At 39.0% G+C, this 16,648-nt stretch carries 17 protein-coding genes; 3 read left to right on the top strand and 14 right to left on the bottom strand.

What is annotated here, in order from left to right; all coding sequences use genetic code 11:
* The first annotated feature begins 92 nt into the window (after positions 1–92).
* Positions 93–947: a MurR/RpiR family transcriptional regulator gene (locus tag O3640_RS02490; RefSeq protein WP_195321762.1), complete on the top strand. Its 855-nt coding sequence runs from the start codon at positions 93–95 to the stop codon at positions 945–947.
* Between the two features lie 60 nt (positions 948–1,007).
* On the opposite strand, the gene O3640_RS02495 is transcribed toward O3640_RS02490, so the two are convergent.
* The 9 genes from O3640_RS02495 to O3640_RS02535 form a co-directional block, all read right to left on the bottom strand.
* Positions 1,008–1,337 carry a DNA helicase gene (locus tag O3640_RS02495; protein ID WP_195321765.1) on the bottom strand — a complete coding sequence of 110 codons (330 nt, stop codon included), beginning with the start codon at positions 1,335–1,337 and terminating at the stop codon, positions 1,008–1,010.
* Positions 1,338–1,382: 45 nt separating this feature from the next.
* Entirely contained in the window at positions 1,383–2,267 is an 885-nt protein-coding gene (locus O3640_RS02500; RefSeq protein WP_048776427.1) for an ROK family protein, read from the bottom strand.
* Positions 2,268–2,300: 33 nt separating this feature from the next.
* Positions 2,301–3,218, bottom strand: coding sequence for an N-acetylneuraminate lyase (locus tag O3640_RS02505; RefSeq protein ID WP_195321766.1), 918 nt, complete (start codon positions 3,216–3,218; stop codon positions 2,301–2,303).
* Between the two features lie 62 nt (positions 3,219–3,280).
* A complete protein-coding gene (locus O3640_RS02510; protein ID WP_045772652.1) occupies positions 3,281–4,384 on the bottom strand; it encodes a Gfo/Idh/MocA family protein in 1,104 nt (367 codons plus the stop codon).
* 41 nt (positions 4,385–4,425) lie between these two features.
* The gene (locus O3640_RS02515) at positions 4,426–5,259 is read right to left on the bottom strand and encodes a carbohydrate ABC transporter permease (protein ID WP_011999670.1); all 834 of its coding nucleotides are present in this window, start codon (positions 5,257–5,259) and stop codon (positions 4,426–4,428) included.
* Entirely contained in the window at positions 5,259–6,143 is an 885-nt protein-coding gene (locus tag O3640_RS02520) for a carbohydrate ABC transporter permease (RefSeq protein WP_011999669.1), read from the bottom strand. Before O3640_RS02520 ends, O3640_RS02515 begins: the two co-directional genes overlap by 1 nt.
* 64 nt (positions 6,144–6,207) lie before the next feature.
* On the bottom strand, positions 6,208–7,560 hold the full coding sequence (locus O3640_RS02525) for an ABC transporter substrate-binding protein (protein WP_195321768.1): 1,353 nt from the start codon (positions 7,558–7,560) through the stop codon (positions 6,208–6,210).
* Between the two features lie 18 nt (positions 7,561–7,578).
* Positions 7,579–8,031 (bottom strand): YhcH/YjgK/YiaL family protein, encoded by a 453-nt coding sequence (locus tag O3640_RS02530; protein ID WP_195321769.1) that lies wholly within the window; start codon positions 8,029–8,031, stop codon positions 7,579–7,581.
* A gap of 38 nt (positions 8,032–8,069) precedes the next feature.
* The gene (locus O3640_RS02535; protein WP_195321771.1) at positions 8,070–8,771 is read right to left on the bottom strand and encodes an N-acetylmannosamine-6-phosphate 2-epimerase; all 702 of its coding nucleotides are present in this window, start codon (positions 8,769–8,771) and stop codon (positions 8,070–8,072) included.
* 571 nt (positions 8,772–9,342) lie between these two features.
* Here O3640_RS02535 and sthA point away from each other — a divergent pair.
* Together sthA and sthB are read left to right on the top strand one after the other, a co-directional pair.
* Positions 9,343–9,516, top strand: coding sequence for a class IIb bacteriocin STH1 (sthA, locus tag O3640_RS02540; RefSeq protein WP_011999664.1), 174 nt, complete (start codon positions 9,343–9,345; stop codon positions 9,514–9,516).
* 141 nt (positions 9,517–9,657) lie between these two features.
* On the top strand, positions 9,658–9,819 hold the full coding sequence (gene sthB, locus O3640_RS02545) for a class IIb bacteriocin STH2 (protein ID WP_011999663.1): 162 nt from the start codon (positions 9,658–9,660) through the stop codon (positions 9,817–9,819).
* A 213-nt stretch (positions 9,820–10,032) separates the two neighbouring features.
* Here the strand turns inward: sthB and O3640_RS02550 are convergent, their stop codons facing one another.
* From O3640_RS02550 to O3640_RS02570, 5 genes are all read right to left on the bottom strand, one after another.
* Positions 10,033–10,719, bottom strand: a complete 687-nt coding sequence (locus O3640_RS02550; protein ID WP_061604016.1) for a DUF6796 family protein — start codon at positions 10,717–10,719, stop codon at positions 10,033–10,035.
* 228 nt (positions 10,720–10,947) lie between these two features.
* On the bottom strand, positions 10,948–13,599 hold the full coding sequence (adhE, locus tag O3640_RS02555) for a bifunctional acetaldehyde-CoA/alcohol dehydrogenase (protein ID WP_195321773.1): 2,652 nt from the start codon (positions 13,597–13,599) through the stop codon (positions 10,948–10,950).
* A 315-nt stretch (positions 13,600–13,914) separates the two neighbouring features.
* Positions 13,915–15,729 carry an acyltransferase family protein gene (locus tag O3640_RS02560; protein ID WP_195321775.1) on the bottom strand — a complete coding sequence of 605 codons (1,815 nt, stop codon included), beginning with the start codon at positions 15,727–15,729 and terminating at the stop codon, positions 13,915–13,917.
* Positions 15,719–16,132, bottom strand: coding sequence for a hypothetical protein (locus O3640_RS02565; protein WP_118105411.1), 414 nt, complete (start codon positions 16,130–16,132; stop codon positions 15,719–15,721). The genes O3640_RS02560 and O3640_RS02565 overlap by 11 nt, the downstream gene beginning before the upstream one ends.
* 2 nt (positions 16,133–16,134) lie before the next feature.
* Positions 16,135–16,557, bottom strand: a complete 423-nt coding sequence (locus O3640_RS02570) for a low molecular weight protein-tyrosine-phosphatase (RefSeq protein ID WP_011999658.1) — start codon at positions 16,555–16,557, stop codon at positions 16,135–16,137.
* Between the last annotated feature and the right edge of the window lie 91 nt (positions 16,558–16,648).

Below are 16,648 nucleotides of genomic sequence, written 5' to 3' on the forward strand. Positions count from 1 at the left end.
CTCTTTTCAAAAACAAGTTCGCTTATGTTTTTACAGATTATGTTATAATATAAACATATAAAAAACCTTACTAAAATTTCAAGGAGATATTGATGGGAAATCAGCTGCATATTATAGAAATCATTGAAAACAGTTTAGATTGTATGACCGGACTAGAAAGAGAGATTGCCCACTACTTCTTGAACTCTACAAATATTCAGGACGATTTATCTTCGCTTCAAGTGACTAAGCAACTGCATATTTCCCAGGCAGCCTTGACTCGATTTGCCAAGAAGTGTGGTTTTAAAGGTTATAGAGAATTCAAATTTCAATACCAACAGCAAACTACAGCGAGTGAGCCCGAAGTGCCTTCTCTCGGGCATGACTTATCACGTCGTGTCTTGCGAAATTATACACAACTTCGAATGCAGACAGAAGAAGTCATAGACGAAGATAAGCTACAGCGAATAGCTACTTTGATTGAAGATGCTGATCGGGTTTATTTCTTCGGCATTGGCAGTTCTGGTTTAGTAGCTCGTGATATGAAGCTACGCTTTATGCGTCTAGGAGTCGTTTGTGAGGCCCTGACTGACCAAGATGGTTTCGCTTGGACAACCAGTATTTTAGACAAAAACTGTCTTGTCATCGGATTCTCCCTGTCAGGACAGACTCAATCTATTATTGACAGTCTAATTGATGCTAAAAACATGGGGGCAAAAACAGTTTTGGTGACTGGAAAGCCCCAAAAAGTCCAACAAGATTTTACAGAAATCCTTGCTGTAGCTCTGCAAAGCAAACCTGAATTCATCCTGCGTATATCAGCCCAATTTCCCATGTTGCTTATGATAGACCTCATTTACGCCTTTTTTCTTGAGATTAATCGTGAAAAAAAAGAGAAAATCTTCAATAGCTTTTGGGAAAACCAGAAACTAAATGGCTATCACCGTCGAAATACTCATAAAAGATAAAAACGAATCAGAATTTCTTGACTCGTTTTTCTTTTTCAGTTCTCGCTTTTTCGTCTTTTTTCACAAGGGAAGGATTGGACCGTAGATTTCCAATTGGGGCTGAACTTTTTCCATATGAAAGGTATCATAGGCACGCCATTTTTGATAAGTAGACTGATCGAGTTTGAGACCACTAAGACCAATTAAAAAACTAGCACTTTTATGGAATCTTTCAAGAGCAATGAGGAGACGGTTATCAAGGGCTTGGGTTTTCTCCAAACTCTTCAAAACTTCTACTAAACACTCGTAAAAGAAAATTTCATCTCTTGATCGAATTGCCTTCTTTTGAAAAACTTCCATCAAGGAACTTAGAAGCTGAGTGGCTTCCTGAATGAAACTTTTTTCTGTCATTTGATTTTCCTCCTGAAAGACAAGGAACCTGAGAAAAATCTCAGGTTAAACTTGTTTATTTTTGAAATGATAGTAGGCTCCAAACATACCCGCAGTATTTTGATGATGAGCAAAAGCGAGTTTCGTTTTATCGGCAATGCTTGGAACCAAAGCATCCTGCAAAGCCACCTGAATACGCGGTCTAAGAATAGCTTCTTGTCCCATGATGCCACCTCCTAGGATGACAACTTCTGGATTAACAACATAGCAGATATTGGCAATTCCCTGACCCAGATAACCAACCATACGATCAATGCCCTGTATACAAATCTTATTTCCTTCAGTTGCTTCTTTGAAAATCCGTCGGCCATTCCAATGCTCTGCTTCTTCTCCGTGTAGTTCAGCCACATAGTTGACCAGAGCAGTTGTTGATGCCACATCCTGGAAAGCTCCATCCGGTAGATGCAGGTAGCCAACTTCACAGGCTGAGTTACTAAAACCATGGAAGACCTGACCATCTACGACCAGACAACCTCCGATACCTGTACCAATCGTCAAACAAAGGGCGATTTTTGCTCCCTCTCCACTGCCCGACATAACCTCAGCCAAACCAGCACAGTTGACATCATTTTCAATCTCACAAGGTAGCAGAAATTTTTCTTCCAGGACTTTTTTGAACTGGGTACCAGCGTAATTAGGAATCTGCGGCCCGGCATAGAAAATTTCACCCTTGTCTGGATCCACCATACCAGCTGAAGAAATACAAATCCCAGCCAGAGGTCCTTTTTCTAAATAGGCTGCAACAATCGCTTCAACCTTTTGCATAATTCCTGGACCACCTTTATGAGCCTCTGTCGGCATTTCATGTGCTTCCACCAAGGTCTCGGCCTCGTTGATCAAACCATACTTGATATTGGTACCGCCAATATCAATGGCGACATATTGTTTCATAGCACACCTTCTCTCTAGTATCTGTTCTTTGACTTATAAGAACTGCTCCTTAGTATGACGAATCAACTGAGCAGCCTCTTCCACGATCGACCGGTCTTCTTCAGTCACTGGTGTCAGAGGTGAACGAACAGACCCAATATTGAGTCCTTCATTGATTTTCAAGACTTCTTTAATCACACCATACATATTACCATGCGCACTCGTTAATTTTCCGATAATAGCATTAATAGCATATTGCAATTCTTTAGCACGTTCCAATTCCTTGTCAGCAATCAGTTGATTGAGTTTGAGGAAGAGCTCTGGCATAGCCCCATATGTACCACCGATACCAGCTGCAGCACCCATGAGTCGGCCACCTAAGAATTGTTCATCTGGTCCATTAAAGACTACATGATCTTCTCTCCCAAGAGCTACAAAGGTCTGAATATCCTGCACTGGCATTGAAGAGTTCTTCACACCAATCACGCTCTCATTCTTGAGCATTTCCTTATAAAGGCTAGGAGTCAAGGCTACACCAGCCAGTTGAGGAATATTGTAAATCACGAAATCAGTATTAGGCGCCGCCGCACTGATGTCATTCCAATACTGGGCAACCGAATACTCTGGCAACCGGAAATAAATCGGTGGAATAGCTGCAATAGCATCGACTCCTAAACTTTCCGCATGACGAGCCAACTCCACGCTGTCTTTAGTATTGTTGCAAGCCACGTGGGCAATGATGGTCAGACGCCCCTTAGCAACTTTCATCACTTCTTCTAGAACCCGTTTTCGGTCTTCTACACTCAGATAGATACACTCGCCCGAAGAACCGTTGACATATAGACCTTGCACGCCCTTGGCGATGAAATATTCCACTAAAGCGCGAGTCCGCTCCGGACTGATTTCACCTTCCTCGTCATAGCAGGCGTAGAAAGCCGGAATGACACCTTGGTATTTTTTTAAATCTGACATAGTTTTCTCCTAATGTTTTAGAAATGAGAGGGACGAAAATCATTGTTTCATCCCCACATCTTTTATTTTACAATTTCTGATAATTTAACTTTACGATCTTCAAACATAGACTGAGTACATGCATCTGCTGTCGCAATAGCCTCCAGAGCTGCTTCTCCCGTCAATAATTTTTTGAATTCTTCTGTTACAGGTGCTCCTTGCATAATTTCATGAAGGTAACGCATTTCCTTATCAATAACAGATGATAACCATAATGGGGTACGTTTACCAGGTTTCCCATAAGCAATCGCTCCATCCATTTCTGTACTATGGTAAATACGAGTACGATCATCATCTTCTTCCTGTGACTCATGGATTAGGAAATAACTTTCTTGGCCATCTAATTTGAGAGTTCCTTTACAGTTGAACAAGTCCAGACGAATCGCACCTTTTGTCCCTTGAATCAAGACATAGTGTTCACCCCAGCGATAAGCAGAACCCCATTCTAGCAGAGCAAAACGCTTGTTTGAAAATTCCATATTAACAAAAATCATGTCATCTTCATCACCAAAGTTTTCTCCCTCATGGGCTACATTACCGCCAGTCATTGTAACAGTTTCAGGCATCCCACCCATGAGAAATTGAACACAGTCCAATTCATGGATATGGTGATATAAGTGACCACCAGATTTTTCTCGAATTTTTTTCCAAGATACTGATGGTTGTTGTTCCTCCCATCCATTACGAGCTGTATGACAATATAGAACGTCCCCAATCACACCTTGATTGATTAGTTCTTTGGCATGATGAACACCATTAAAGAAGTTCATGATATGCCCTGCCATAAAGGTCACATTATTTTCTTTACAAGCGTCTACCATTTCGCGACAATCCTCATAGGAAAGAGCAATTGGTTTTTCACAAAAAACATTTTTTCCATGTTGAGCTGCTTTGATAACCGGCTCTTTGTGCAGATTATTTGGAGAAGCTACAATAACACAATCAACTTCATCGCTAGCGACTAATTCATCTAACGATGCTGCAACTTTTGCTCCTAGCTCTTCAGCTACTGCTTCCGCATTTTCTGGATCATAAACAACCGTAATCTCTGCACCATCGTTTTTTTGCATATATCGAGCCAATTCAGCTCCAAAATATCCTGTTCCTACGACGCCATATTTAACCATTTGTTTCTCCTTTGTTATGGTGTATAACATTTTTATTTTTTCTATTTCACAGATCCCTCAGACAATCCTTTTGCTATCTTATTTTGAATAATAGAGAAGAAGATAATTGAAGGAAGGACGACGATAACAGAAGCTGCCATCATATCTCCCCAATCCAGAATTTCTGAACCGTTTAATGAACGAAGTGCTACTGCTACTGTCATCTTACTGGTATCATTAATTAAGATTAAGGCATATAAAAATTCATTCCAAGCATTGATAAAAGTATAAATTGCTGTTGCCACAATCCCTGGTGCTACAATAGGTAATACAATCTTATAGAATGTCACAAATTTATTTGCACCGTCAATTCTAGCTGCTTCTTCAATACCGATTGGGACAGTCTGGAAGAAACCTACCAGAAGCCAAACCGCATAAGGAACACTAAAAGATAGATAAACCATCATTAAACCAAATAAACTATTTGTCAAGCCAACTTTTGCAATTGCTATTGAGTAAGGAATCGCCAACAAAATTGGCGGGAAAATATAGGTAATTACAAGCAATCTAGACATGATTGCTCCTAGCTTTGGAAAGAATCGAACAATCCCATAAGCAGCCATTGCCGAGATAATAATTGCAATGACTGTAGTCGTAAGGGCAATGAGTAAACTATTTTTGATATTATCAATAAAGTGTAAGTCATTAATAACATGAACAAAATAGTCAAAAGTAAATTGCTCAGGCCAAAATCTAGTAGGAAACTGAGTCAGTTCTCCCTTACCCTTTACTGATGAAATAATGATCCAAATCAAGGGGAAAATAGCAACTATTGTTGCACCCACCAAGAGTATATGTGAAAGAATATCTAAATAAATTCCTGATTTCTTTTTCATTATTTTCTACCCTCCTTTTCCCACTTGCTTATAATGCCAAAATAAATAAAGCAAACTGCCATTAAGAAGATAAAGAGTAAAACAGTTACAGCTGAGGCACGCCCCAACAATTTAGTTCCCCATCCAAGATTATAGGCAAAAATTGGGAGAGTCATTGTTGCATTTGAAGGTCCTCCACCTGTAATCAGATAGATGATATCAAAGTTATTAAATATCCATACTGTTCTTAAAACAACTAGAAGCCCTACTACGACTTTAATATGAGGGAACACAATAAACTTAAATACTTGCCAACTAGAAGCCCCATCAATTGTAGCTGCTTCAAATTGCTCTTCTGGAACTGTTTGAAGAGCAGATAAAACGTTGACCATAATCATTGGAGCACCAAACCAGATATTGATAAATACCAAGCAGATGAAGGCCCATGTGCTGTCTGTTAAAAATGCAGGAACATGATTCATGAGACCTAATTTAACAATCAAGTTTGGTAAATAACCATAAACTCCGTTCAAAATCCATTGCCATGAAAAAGCTATAACGATAGTCGGGAAAGCCCAAGGAACAATCAAAAGAGTGCGATAGAGTTTCTTAAATCGTCGTACTCGATGCAGGGCTAAAGCTAATACAAAACCTACTAAAACTTGTCCAACCAACGAGAAAACCGTCCACTTAATGGAGTTAAAGAACGCATTAAAGAAGTTGGGATCTGATAGCACAGCCTTGTAATTCGCTAATCCAACAAATCGATAGTTTGGCATGATTAAATGTTTGTTGGTAAAACTATAAAAAATACTCGAGAAAAACGGATAAACAAAGAGTAATCCTACTATAATCATAGCTGGCAAGACAAAGACCCAGCGCGTTAAATTACGTTCTTTGACCATTCTCTTTCTCCCTTCCTTTATAAGATAGGGCTAGGGCTTCTTCAGCTCACTAGCCCGTCTTTTTTTAATTTTTCACATCTACTGCTACTGTCTCAAACAAATCATTAAGTTGTTTTTCGGCTTCTTTTGCAGCTTTCATTGGATCTGTTCCATTTGTAATTATATCCTGGAACATTTGCTCAATAATATGTTGGTTTGTCAGCATACCCGCTTGTACACTTGGTCCATTTTCATATCCAATAGCTGTACCTTTTTCTGCTGCTTTTGTAATAACTTCTTCTGCATGTTGGAATTTCTTGCGGATGTCATTATCTTTATAGGATGGATCATCGCTAATTCCTTTGATGGCAGGCAACATTCCAACAGGAGTTGAATCCAAGAAATGAATGTAGTCTTTCTTTTCATACAAAGATTCTAAGAATGCCTTCGCTACTTCTGGATGTTTTGAATTCTTCCAAACTACCAATGGAATATTAGAAGTTTCAATACCATAATCTTTATCTGATTCTTTGATTTTCGGAATCGGATAAGCATCAATTGAATCTAAAAGCTGTGGACTATTGGCATTAATGCCTCCAATGTGGAAACCTGAATTAAAGTCAAAAGCTGTCTTTCCTTGATAGAATAAGGTAGCTTGTTGCAAGACATTAAAGTTCAATGAATCTTTCGGAGAAAATTCCTTGTACATCTTCACCCAATATTTAATTCCATCTTGAGCCAGTTTGCTTGTCAAGTTAGCTTTCAAATCTTTAGTTAAAAGACTGCCTCCACCACTACGAACATAGAAGTTCAAGAAGCGAGTACCCATCAAATCGTTTGTACCAAACGGAACTGACAAGCCATAAACACCTGCTTCTTTTAACTTTTTAGATGCTTCATATAGTTGATCCCATGTTTTTGGCACTTCAATATTATGTTCTTTTAATATATCGGTTCTAACCCACATTACTTGAGCATGTGAATAAAGAGGTACAGAATAGTAATCATCTTTTATTTTTGCTTCATTTAATGCTGTTTTATTAAAACGGTCTTTGCCAATACGATCAATAGAATCGTTAAGAGGAACTAAGGCATCCGAATTTACCATTTCCATTACTTGGTTTGGAAGTGCTGTACTAAGATCTGGAACATTACCATTCGCTAAACCAGTTGTCCATTTTGTATAAAAGTCATTCCAAGAAAACGTTTCTATTTTAATTTTTGTTTTTGGATGTTTTTTCATAAATTCATCTGCTGATTTTTGGATGCTTTCTAGACGAGGACCCTGTGTAAAGGAGTGCCACATAGTAATCTCACCAGATAATTCTGTTGATGATTCTTTGTTAGCTGTCTCTTCCGTCTTGCCAGAACAAGCAACCAAGGCAAGACCTGTCAGAGCAAGACCTGCAAGACATAACATTTTTTTAAATTTTTTCATTGTTATTTCCTTCCTTTATTACGAAATTGCAACTTTAAAAACGACTTTTTTTACAGGATCATCATTAACACGAACCTTCGGTTGATGGAGATCTTCTGGAAAAGTAATTAAACATTCTCCAGCTCTTAGATGTACTAATTGTTCTACTTTTCCTTTGTATAACGCAATATCTTTATTTTCATCGTATTCTTGGGTTACGCTTACGCTTTCTGGTGAAGTAACTGCCATTGCTTCCTCATTTTCTAAAACCAAGTGGATATCTAAATATTTTTGGTGTGTTTCAAAAAATGTGCCCGCTTCACCATCTGCTAAATAAGTAAAGCAATTCCCAAATATACTATCTCCATCAATCTCCAGCGAACCTTCTTGAAGATCATCTAAATCAGTTGATTTTAGAAAGGCAATTAACTTTTCAAAATGCTGATTCACACCTACATAGGTTGCTAAACGACTGATTTTGGTAATAATCATCCTCCACCCTCCTCTTTTTTAGTTAAGTAAAATTATTCCTATTTTTTTACAGCAGCTACAAAGCGTTCTGTTATTTCTTTGGGACGAGTAATTGCCCCTCCAACCACAATACCACGAACCCCTAAGTCATGAATCTCTTTGGCATCTGTAGGATAGTGAATCTTCCCTTCGGCAATGACATCCAAACCTGCATCACAGAGATTTTTGATGAGTTCAAAGTCAGGTCCGTCTACTTTTGGACTGTAAGAAGTGTAGCCAGATAAGGTAGTTCCGATGAAATCAACCCCCGCTTCTGCCGCTGCAACTCCCTCTTCAAAAGTACTAATGTCTGCCATCAGCAACTGTTTAGGGTACTTTCTCTTGACTTCCTTAATAAATTCCTCAATCGTTAAACCATCAAAGCGATCCCTTTTAGTACAATCCATTGCAATCACTTCAATATCTAATTCTGCCAGTTCATCCACTTCTTTCATGGTAGCAGTGATAAAAGGTTCTTGCGGAGGATAGTCTCTCTTGATAATCCCGATAATAGGAAGAGAGGTCACCTCTTTAATCTCTCTAATATCCCGAACACTATTGGCTCGTATACCAACCGCACCGCCCTGCTCAGCTGCCTTAACCAAGAGTGGAATTACTCCGCCCGCTTCTGTATATAGCGGCTCATGAGGTAAGGCCTGACAGGATACGATGATCCCATCTCTAATCTGTTTGATTAGATTCTCTTTGGAAATCTGTGCCATAGGCAATCTCCTCTTTTTCTAATAATGATCCGTTTGTTTTATAATGTCATTATATATAATTATTAAAGCGCTTTCAACATTTTCTGGCGTTTAGATTTTAGTTTCCTATTTTTAGTATTTTTCACAAAACTCTGAAAGTAGTTTCAGAATTTAGTCCATTTCCATAAAATAAAAAACAAAGATTTTTTTACTTTCTTTTTCATTTTTCTCATCTTCCTGCGAATAGTTAAGTGTAAGCAAAATCGCTTAACAAACTGTAAAGGAGTAGCAAGATGTTTTTATTACCACTTTTCTGGCCTCTATTTTTCAAAATCTAAAAGATTGGAGATAATAATGAAAGAATTCAAAGAACTAAGCAAACAAGAGTTAGAGAAAACATGTGGCGGAGTTGCCATGCCTGCCTTATGGTTTTTTAGACGCCAAGCACCTTCAGGAAATCGACGGTCCTCTAGATTTTCACTTCTCATTCTCTAGACCATAGATGAGATAAGGCTCAACCGCTAGTCCTAAAGCTAGCTTCACTTCTACCAACTTAACAATTGGTAACCTGTATAATAAAGGAGAATATACAATGGAAAATATGACAACAATTGAAAACCACTACCTCACCCTAACTGAAGACGAATTAATGAATGTTGAAGGGGGGGTTATCCCCGTAGCCATCTGGGCAATCTGGGGCGCTGCTACTGCTGCGGGCTTCACAGGAGGAATTGCTGTTGGTTTAAATCGTGTAAATAGAAAATAATCATACTATGAAAAACCAATTTTTAAACGAAGTTTACGAATATAGATACGCGATTGCATTTACACTTGCCTTGATTTTAGGATTTTTTGCAGGTATTATCGTCGGCCTAAATCATTTTAACTAAAAAGAACGGAGAACATTATGACTAAATTTGAAAACACAACATCACTTCAAGCTTTAACTGAACAAGAACTTGAAAATACAGCTGGAGGAATTGCACCTTTTCTAATTGGAGCAGGAATTGTTGCAGGTTTAGGCGGGGGCTTCTTTGGTGGATACGCTCTTGCACGTATATTTGGTTAATAAATAAAAGAGCACATGATACAAATGTAATATAAAAAATGATTGGATTGTTCCAATCATTTTTATATTACTTCAGCATACTAGTCAAAGCTTATGCAATTTATACCTCTACATCTAAAAGTGTATAATAAACTACTGCTAGGTCACATTCAAATACAATTTCCGTTTACATTTACAAATAAGAATCAAGCCTGATCTGACTTTTTAAATTCATTAAAACGGATGAAGATAATACCATAAAACAAGGATAAAAAAGATGGTAAAAGCAACATTGAAAGCCGCACCATTCAGATAAGGGCCCCCTATTTTCAGCTTTTTAACAAGTAAAATCACCCATAGACTACCAAATAAGGGGGTTAAAATTCCCAGATAAGATGGTAAAATTGTCTGATTTGTGAAGATGAGAAAAGAATAAACCAGCCAGCCCAAAGCTGTCACTCCAACAGCTACACGCCAGGTTATATCCAAAAACAACACTACTTCATTAATAAGCTTTGCATTTGAAACTGAACAAGATTTACCCTCACTCTGCTCATAAGCTACCTTGCTAATAATCCCCACATAGTAAAAAGCAACATGAGCCACTGGTGACAAAACAAAACCGATTCCCAAAAATACAATCGCTAACCAATTCCACATAGATAGATGAGCTAGCATAAAAAGACTATAAAGTCCAGCTAACATCAACGGAATAGAGAAATTAGCTAGCAAAGCGCCCCAACGCAGTCGTTTTTTAGAAGCAGATAACATCAGCATCGCCAACTCCTTGTTACCAATCAAGCTCCCTTTAGTAAACTGACTATAACGTTTCTGATCTACTTCAAAGCCAACTAATAAAACATCTCCAACGAGCCAGCAGATACCACTTACCAAACCGGCACATATTGATAACAATACCACACAATACTCCATTTCGCATTTTACTCTTATCTTAACATAAAATAAAGCTCAAAAACAACCAAACGGTAGCCTATAAAAGAATATCTTACAAGCACTCCTCATAAAAATATCAAAAGAATTCAGACTACATTTTCACTGATCCATCTACAAAAATCCCTCACTCATGCGAGCGAGGGATTTTTGTTTTTATGATCTTTACAGGAGTTTTTCACTCCTTCAGCCATATACTTATTTGCGACGTCCTGGACGTTCTTTGTAACCGTAGTAAGAATCTTCGATGATTTCCTGCATGTGGTCAACCATTGGAAGGCGTGGGTTAGCAGGCGAACATTGATCTTCATAAGCAAGGAAGGCCAATTCACGAGAATGTTTCTTCCATTCTTTTTCATCAATTCCTTGAGCCTTGAAGTTCATTTGGATACCAACTCGCTCACCAAGTTCGTAGACAGCTTTTGCGTAAGATTCCACACCTTCTTCTGGAGTAGAAGCTGGTAAACCAAGCATACGAGCGATATCTTGGTATTTTTCATCCGCACGGTAGTAGTTGTACTTAGGCCATGTCGCTGTCTTAGCTGGACGTGTACCATTGTAACGGATTACGTATGGCAGCAAGATAGCATTGGTACGACCGTGGATTGTGTGGAATTGCGCACCAATCTTATGAGCCATTGAGTGAGAAATACCCAAGAAAGCATTGGCAAAGGCCATACCAGCGATTGTTGAAGCATTATGCATCTTTTCACGCGAATGGAAATCTGCATTCTTCACAGAGCTTTCAAGGTTTTCAAAGACAAGTTTGATTGCTTGAAGAGCAAGACCATCAGTGTAGTCGCTGGCCATTTGAGATACGTATGCTTCTGTTGCGTGAGTCAATACGTCCATACCAGTGTCCGCAGCAACAAATCCTGGAACTGTTAATACCAAAGCTGGGTCTACGATGGCTACAGTAGGAGTCAATGAGTAGTCAGCGATTGGGTATTTACGGTTGTTAGCCTTATCAGAGATAACGGCAAACGGTGTTACTTCAGATCCTGTACCAGATGTTGTTGGGATTGCGATAAACTTAGTCTTCTTACCAAGCAATGGGAACTTGAAGGCACGTTTACGGATATCCATGAATTTTTGAACAAGGTCACGGAAGTCAACTTCTGGTTGTTCATAGAAGAGCCACATTACTTTAGCTGCGTCCATTGGTGAACCACCACCAAGTGCAATGATTGTATCAGGTTTGAAGGAACGCATGATCTCTGTACCACGTTCAACTGTTGTGATATCTGGCTCTGGTTCTACGTCAGCAAAGATTTGATAAACAACCTTATTACGACGAAGATCGAGTTGCTCGATGATACGATCTAGGAAACCAAGCTCTACCATAGCATGGTCTGTAACGATCATGACACGCTCTACGTCACGACATTTTTGAAGGTATTGAATTGAGTCACGTTCAAAGTATGTTTTTGAAGGAAGTTTCATCCATTGCATGTTATTTCTCCGTCTTCCGACTTTTTTGATGTTCAAGAGGTTGATGGCGCTGACGTTATCTCCAACTGAGTTGCGTCCGTAAGAACCACATCCAAGTGTCAATGATGGCAAGAAGGCATTATAAACGTCCCCGATACCACCGAAAGTAGAAGGTGAGTTACAGATAACACGAATAGCTTTAACTGCTTTACCAAATTCTTTAGTCAATTCTTCATCTGCAGTATGGATCGCTGCTGAGTGACCAAGACCGTTAAATTCAACCATTTGGCGAGCCTTGTTAATTCCGTCTTCACGACTTTCAGATTTCAAAACTGCGATAACTGGAGATAATTTTTCACGAGTTAACGGCTCTTTTTCGCCAACTTCTTTACATTCTGCAGCAAGGATATTGGTTCCTTCTGGAACTGTAAATCCTGCTTGTTCTGCAATCCAAGCTGCTGGCTTACCTACGATATCTGCATTGAGCTTCGCACCAGCACAGTTCTTACTGTTTGCCTTAGCACCGAAGCAGAATTCTTCCAACAGAGCTTTTTCTTTCTTATTTACAAAGTAAGTATGATAAGACTTGAACTCTTCTACAAATTCGTCATAAACTTCCTTATCAATGATAACGGCTTGCTCAGAGGCACAGACCATACCATTGTCAAAAGACTTAGACATAACGATATCGTGCGCTGCTTGACGGATATTAGCGGATTTTTCCACATAAGCTGGTACGTTTCCGGCACCAACCCCAAGAGCTGGCTTGCCACATGAGTAAGCTGCCTTCACCATTGCATTACCACCAGTTGCAAGGATCGTTGCTACTCCTTCATGGTTCATAAGAGCACTAGTTGCTTCCATAGATGGTTGGGTAATCCATTGAACACAGTTTTCAGGAGCACCTGCTGCGATTGCTGCATCACGAACGATTTGAGCTGCATGAGCAGATGATTCTTGAGCAGATGGGTGGAAAGCAAAGACAATTGGGTTACGAGTCTTCAATGAAATCAAAGACTTAAAGATTGCAGTTGAAGTTGGGTTTGTTGTAGGAGTAATCCCGCAGACAACACCAACCGGCTCAGCAATCAAAGTTAAACCTGTTACATCATCTTCTTCGATAACACCAACAGTCTTCGTGTGACGCATGTTGTTTACCACGTGTTCACAGGCGAATAGGTTTTTTGTTGCCTTATCTTCAAAGACCCCACGACCTGTTTCTTCATAAGCATGAAGCGCCAATTCTCCATGGGCATCAAGTGCTGCAACAGAAGCTTTAGCTACGATGTAGTCGACTTGTTCTTGGTCTAATTTGCGCATTTCATCAAGAGCAACCAAGGCTTTTTGTACTAACTCATCTACATGCTTTTCAGCTGCGAGTTTCTTTTCCTCAGGTGTCACAGTTTTTTTATCAGCCATATTTTCCTCCATAGCTTTCAAGGAATTTATCCTTTGTTAATTTTTTCACAATTTCATTATAACCCATTTGCTTTCCTTTGTAAACACTTTCGCTTACATTTCACAAACTTTTTTATTATTGTTTGTGAAATATATTTCAATCTCCATTTATTGCTGCGACTACCTCTATTTTTTTGTGAAATCAAATTTTGTAATAATTTAATTTCACATAGATTTGTTTACATATTTTCACAGAAGCTTGTAAAAATTAAGTAAGCGCTTTCATATATTATATATAAAGAACCCGAAGCTCGGGCCTTTATATTCATCATTAAATTAAGGTTTGACAGGGCCTTGATTAGCTTCATCAAGCGTAGCCTTGATTGTTTGAGCATATAATTGACCACCTGCAGCAATGCTTTGTGACTCAGTGCCAAAGTGAACGTAATCTGTTCCATACCAGATAGCAGGATTATCAATGGCTGCTTGATACCAATCAGCTACATGAACATAATTATATTTCTTTGCCAATTCCAATTGGTACTGCCGAGTTTTTACCAGATCGCTGTTTTCATCTCCAGCAACTCGTCCATCATAAGGGGTCACTAAGATTAAACGATGTCCCTTAGGAAGTTTTTCAACCAGTTTATTAAGCACTTCTTCGTAATTAGGAACTGTATTAGCACCTAAAGCAAGGACTACATTTTGCAGAAGAACCTTGTTGCTAATATCTGTTTGATAAACCTCTAAACCTGATTCCAAATTTCGGCTGACAGCTGCATCCAATTGCACACCAGGAATAGCTTCTTGTAACCAGTCATTAGCCCGCAAAGCTACAGAATCACCTATCAAGGTCGTTCCAGGAGCCACATTGTAATCAGTAGCTGTTGTTTGGTCCGCTTGGCTACGAGTTAATTGCATCTTACTATCCGCTTGATTCAAGGCATTAATCATTAAGTCTTCCTCAAAAGCTCCAACCTTAGGTGAAGTAAAGATAATAAAGAAGCAGATGAGTCCCAGAGGGGCCAGACTATAAAAAATCGGTCTCGCAATTGATTTCACATCAAGCTCAATACCAAACAAATCTGGTTTTCTTCCCGCTAAAACAGGTTCCAAAATATAGAAAGAGACTGCTGCAAAGGCAAAGGATAGAAGAGTAGTTAATACTACTGCTCCTGCATTTCCCATCAGCTGACTGAAAATAATGTAAAAAGGCCAATGGAAGAGATAAACACCGTAACTCGTATCAGCAATAAATGTGACCCAGATTGGCTCAGCCAGCTTCAGCGTCTTTTCATGGAGAACACGAGCTCCCAAAATCATGGCCAAGGCTGCTATCGTTGCTAGGAGAAAGCCGACTAAATAAGTGAAGATATTATCAAAACGAAGCAGGAAGGTTAGAAGAATTAAGACGGCAAAACCACCACCAATAGTGGCTATCGTCTGCTTCATGCTCCAAGACTGTTCTAGTTTCTTGAAATTTGCACCTACATTTTGAACACCAGAAACTGTAGCTAAAGCTGTCCCAGCAAAGAAGGGGAAGATATGTGTCCAGCTTGAAAAATAAAGTGAAGAAAAATTCTTAGTGAAAAAGCTACTTACAAACATAGACAGAAAACTAAATAAGAAAATCCCTGTCGAAATCAGAAAAATCATCCCTCGAAATTGGCCGAGGCTCCGACTTTTCTTAGCCAAGAACCAGACTGCCAATCCCCACAAAATATAATAATGCACCTCAAGTGCTAAACTCCAAGTATGTACAAATAAATGAGGTACAAACTGACTCTCGTAGCTACCGCCCGATAAAATTTCATAGAAATTTGTTACAAAACCTAGGGCACCCGCTATCTGCGTTCTAATACCAGCCACAAAATCTTTGCGAATGAAGAGGGTAAACGGCAGAGTGATCAGAATCATAAAGACCAGAGGCGGAAAAATCCTATAAAAACGTCGTCTTAGAAATCCTAAGACATCAATTTCTTGACGTTTAGCAAATTCATCAATCAGGAGTGAGGTGATCAAGAACCCAGAAAATGCGTAGAAAACGTCCACCCCAATAAAGCCTCCAGGAAACACTCCCTGGAAGAAATGATAGAGTAGAACGAGAAGCAAACCTGCTATCCTTACTAATGAAAACCATTTAATGCGCATTTTGATAAATTCCTTGTTTAAACTTTCCTTTGTAAACGACCTTTTGCTCGGTTATTAGAGTGCCTTGGCCGTCCGCTTGGCCTTTACTAAACTCACCTTCGTACTTCCAACCGCTCTTAGAGGTAAATTTCCCCTTGCCATCAAAGATTCCATTTTTGAAATCTCCTTCGTACTTATCGCCATTTTTGAAAGTCAAAGTTCCTTGACCATCCATCTTTCCATGAACCAGACTGCCATCATACTTAATAGCCCCCTTATCAAGAGTAAGCACCCCTTTATCTGGAATATTAGAAGTAAAAACTAAAATCGCAGACAAAGCAATTAGTGTAACAGCAACTATCTCAAAATTTGTTCTTGTCAAATAATGCTGGTAACGATTATAAAATTCTTTTAATTTATCCATTTTTATCCATCCAAACGTTCCAGCCAGCGCTCACATCCCGCTTGAACCAACCGGTAAGTTTCATCAAAATCATTAGTATACCAAGGATCTGGTACACTTTTATCCATAAATTGATATATCTTATCCTGGTATTTCCGAGGGGCCATCTCTTTTAAATCTGCCACATTGGAAGCATCCATACCAACGATATAATCAAAGAAGGCAAAGTCCTTTTCAGACATCTGCAGAGAAGTTTTTTCAACATCAAATATAATCGCATGCTCATTCAAAGCTGCTTGAGTCCCTTGGTGAATTGGATTTCCATGTTCCCAATTAGAAGTTGCCCGACTTTCAATATGAAATTTATCAGTCAAACTTTTCATAACAAATTCAGCCATCGGACTCCGACAGATGTTGCCCAAGCAAACAAATACAATTTTCTTCATAGAAATACCTCTTCTTAATTATATCAGAAAATGACATTAAATAGGTTGCTGACCTCCAAAAAAACTGGACGCTTTTCTGCCAATTTAGCAT

The organism is Streptococcus sp. 27098_8_75 (assembly GCF_041432475.1).
In the GTDB taxonomy this organism is placed as follows: domain Bacteria; phylum Bacillota; class Bacilli; order Lactobacillales; family Streptococcaceae; genus Streptococcus; species Streptococcus gordonii.